The 3,272-nt window shown below is 70.4% G+C and carries 1 protein-coding gene and 1 pseudogene; one reads left to right on the top strand and one right to left on the bottom strand.

The window, feature by feature from the left end; all coding sequences use genetic code 11:
• Positions 1-68: 68 nt before the first annotated feature.
• Positions 69-2,390: a trehalase family glycosidase gene (locus ACFU99_RS38400; protein WP_384401771.1), complete on the bottom strand. Its 2,322-nt coding sequence runs from the start codon at positions 2,388-2,390 to the stop codon at positions 69-71.
• A gap of 634 nt (positions 2,391-3,024) precedes the next feature.
• Between ACFU99_RS38400 and ACFU99_RS38405 the strand changes: the two are divergent.
• Positions 3,025-3,272: pseudogene (locus ACFU99_RS38405) on the top strand (carboxyvinyl-carboxyphosphonate phosphorylmutase); the annotation flags it as partial.

Raw genomic sequence — 3,272 nt, forward strand, 5'->3', positions numbered from 1 at the left:
GCCATGAGCGCCATGTCCCATGCCCTGCCTCTGCTGTGTCTGCCCTTCGCCGGCGCCGGTGCCAGCTTCTACAAGCCCTGGTGTTCCCTCGGGGTCGAGGGCGTCGAAGTCCGGCCGCTCCAGTTGCCCGGCCGTGAGCGCCTGCTCGACCAGGACCCGTACACCGACGTGCACGCCGCCGCCGACCACGAGAAGTTCGAGGAGTTGCGCCCCACACCGGTCAGCGGGTGGTAGTTCTCGTGAATCGGCCCGTTGCCCAGCAGGCCGCGGGCGTGGAACAGCAGATGCTCCGTGGTGGCCCCCGCGTCCCGGTGGTAGCCGTACTCGCGCAGGCCGAGGATCGCGAAGTACGCCTGGTCCAGCCAGACCAGCCCGCGCCAGTACCCGGTCGGGTCGAACTTCGGGTTGTTCCGCGCCACCGTCGGCAGCGGCATATGGGTCGCGAACTGCGCCGGGTCGACGAGCGCGGCCCGGACCGACGCCGCCTGCCGCCCCGTCGCGACGCCCGCCCACAGCGGGATGGCGCCCTCGATGCCCTTGCCCGCCTTGGTGAGCGGGCCGCGGCCGTCCGTGCCGTAGTCGTGGAAGAACCCGTCGGCCGGGTCGTACATGCGCTCCTGGATCCGGCCCTTCAGCCGGTCCGCCTGCCGGTGCCAGTCCGCCGACTCCGCGTGCCGCCCCAGCACGTTCGCCGCTCGCGCCAGATAGCGCTTCTCCGCGTACAGATAGGCGTTGAGGTCCACCGACTCCTGCGCCAGCGAGTAGCCGACCGTACGTCCTCGGCGATCGGTGTTGGTGTTGACGCCCGCGCCGTCGAAGCGGGGCGCGTTGTCCATCCCGCTCTCCCAGGCCGCGGCCAGCCTGCGCTCCTTGGTGCTGTCGTTGGCCGGGTCGACCGTCGCGCCGTACTCCGCCAGGCCGTTGTGGTCGTGGTCCCGGTCGCGGTACCACCACGCGTGATACGCCGTCAGCTTCGGATACATCCGGCGCAGGAACTCCCGGTCCCCGCCGCGCTCGTACACCAGCCAGACCGCCCAAGCGGCAAGCGGCGGCTTGGAGTTGCGCTCGTTCCAGTTCTGGCCGCCCGCGCTCGCCTTGTTGTAGAACACCGCGTCCGGGACCATCCCGGCGTCCTGCGGGCGGTCCTCGGAGGCCGCGGTGATCTGGTAGTCGAACATCGACTCGATGGCGGAGGCGGCCAGCCGGGGCGCGAACAGCGCCGTCGAGGCGGCCTCCTTCCACGAGTCCCAGGCCCAGAAGCCGCCCGCGAAGTCCTTGTTCGTGAGCGAAGGCGTGATGCCGTCCTTGCGCAGCGCGCCGGCCGGGCTGCGCCAGTTGGTCACCAGCGTCTGCACCGCCTTGGCCGCCGTGCGGCGGCGGTCCGCGGCCACCCCGTGCAGCGCGCGGGACAGGTACTCCCGCCAGCGCTCGTCCCCGCGCGCCGCGACCCGGTCCGGGTGCGTGAGCGCCTCCCGTACGGCCTGCCGGTCCCTGCGGCGCTCGGCCTCGGTGAACGTGTACGACTCGCTCCACGCGAACGTCGCCGTCCGGCCCGGCCGTACGGTCACCGGCTCGCGCGCGACGGTGCGGTAGCCGTCGCCGTGCACCGAGGTGTGCACCGCCCCGGCGTGCGCGACCTCGAACCGGGCCGCGTTGGTGGTGAGGTAGTCCGTGTACGAGCGGACGCGCGCGAAGCCGACCGCCACGCCCGTACGGGTCGCCCGCAGCCGGGGCGCGCTGCGGATCGGCTCCTCGGTGTGCCGCAGCAGCGTCCCGGACCACGAGGCCCGCAGCGTGCGGGCCCGTCTGCCGGTGTTGTGGACCTTCGCCTCGACGAACGCGGTGCGGTTGCTGGCGTACCGAAGCGTCAGGGCGATCCGCAACCCGTCGACGTGGAACGACTGGAGGAGCAGGCCGGGCGCGGACTCCACGGTGGGGGAGCGGTCCTCGGACAGCGCGACGGCCCGGTGCGAGCGCGTGTCGAGGAGGGCGAAGCGGGAGAACGACCGGCTGAGGTACCAGGGGTACTCCTCCGCCATGTACAGGGGGCCGCTGAAGCCGCCGAGGGCGTCGTGGTCGGAGGGGGAGGGGAGGCCGTACGCGTGCCAGGCGCCCAGGTCCGCGAAGACGTTGAGCGGGTTGTCGCCCGGCGGCTCGGCGGTCGCGGGCAGCCCGCGCAGGTCGAGGAGGTCGTGGAGGCCGTGCCGGAATCCGGCGGTCCGCGCTTCCGCTCCGGGGGTGGACTGCGGGTGCGCCGCCTGCTGGTCGTCCGCCTGCTGATGCTCCGTCTGCTGGTGCTCCGCCGCGAGCGCGGGCGCGGCCGGCAGCAGCGCGGCCCCCAGAGGTACGAGCGACGACGCGGCGAACCGCCTGCGGGATAGGTCCGACATGGGAATCCTCACGTGAGAGGGGGTCTGGCAGGGCAGACCCTAACTCCGGAGAGGCGTTACTTTAAGCCCTTGACTCCCACGGGTCTCTTGGTTCACTCCAGTGACATAAGGGAACATTCCGGACCCGTCCGAGCCGGTCGCGCCGGCCCTCCCGTCGCGCCGATCGCATTGTCCCGGTCGGCTCGACGCGTTTGCGCGGAATTTCATCAGGCGTCAGATGCGCGTATGCCGCCGTTTCTTGTTCAACATTCCATGGGGGTATTCCGTGAGGTCGTGCGGAGATATCACACGGCGGCCGTTCGCCGTCAAGGGGATCTTTTGCGAACAAGACCCCAACAGGCCCCGGTCGCCGCGCGCCGCTGAACTGGGCGTACCGGTCGTGTGTCGCCTTTGTCCGTCCGGGAGTTGGGGGAGATCTTCCCCTGCGCGTCGAAGATCGGCGCAAAGACGCCTCTCATCAGGCGACTTTACTATCGTCATGTTGTCGCATGACCATTTCTTGGTTTAACTGTGGGTGAGGGGTCGTCAGCGGCCCGTGTGGGCCCCACGCGTCGCCCCTCATGACCGGCCGCCTGTGCTCGGCGGGCCGCAGCCGGTGGAACTGCATCGACGCGACCAACGCTGGAGGGTTTCCATGGAATATCCGAATCGGCTCCGTGACGCCATCGCCCAAGAAGAGACGACGCCGCTGATCGGCGTATTCGACATGTTCTCCGCCTCCGTGGCGGCCCAGCACTACGACGGCATGTTCGTCTCCGGATTCGGATTCGCCGCGTCGCACTACGGGCTCCCGGACATCGGGTTCATCGCGTGGCCCGATATCGTCGCCTTCGTCCAGCGGCTGCGGCTCGCCTTCCCCCGGCAGCACCTGCTCGTCGACAT

Source organism: Streptomyces sp. NPDC057654 (genome assembly GCF_042800135.1).
Classification (GTDB): Bacteria; Actinomycetota; Actinomycetes; order Streptomycetales; family Streptomycetaceae; genus Streptomyces.

What these genes read in the sequence shown, in the direction of transcription:
- ACFU99_RS38400 (WP_384401771.1), bottom strand. Translation starts at nt 2,390, where the DNA reads ATGTCGGACCTATCCCGCAGGCGGTTCGCCGCGTCGTCGCTCGTACCT.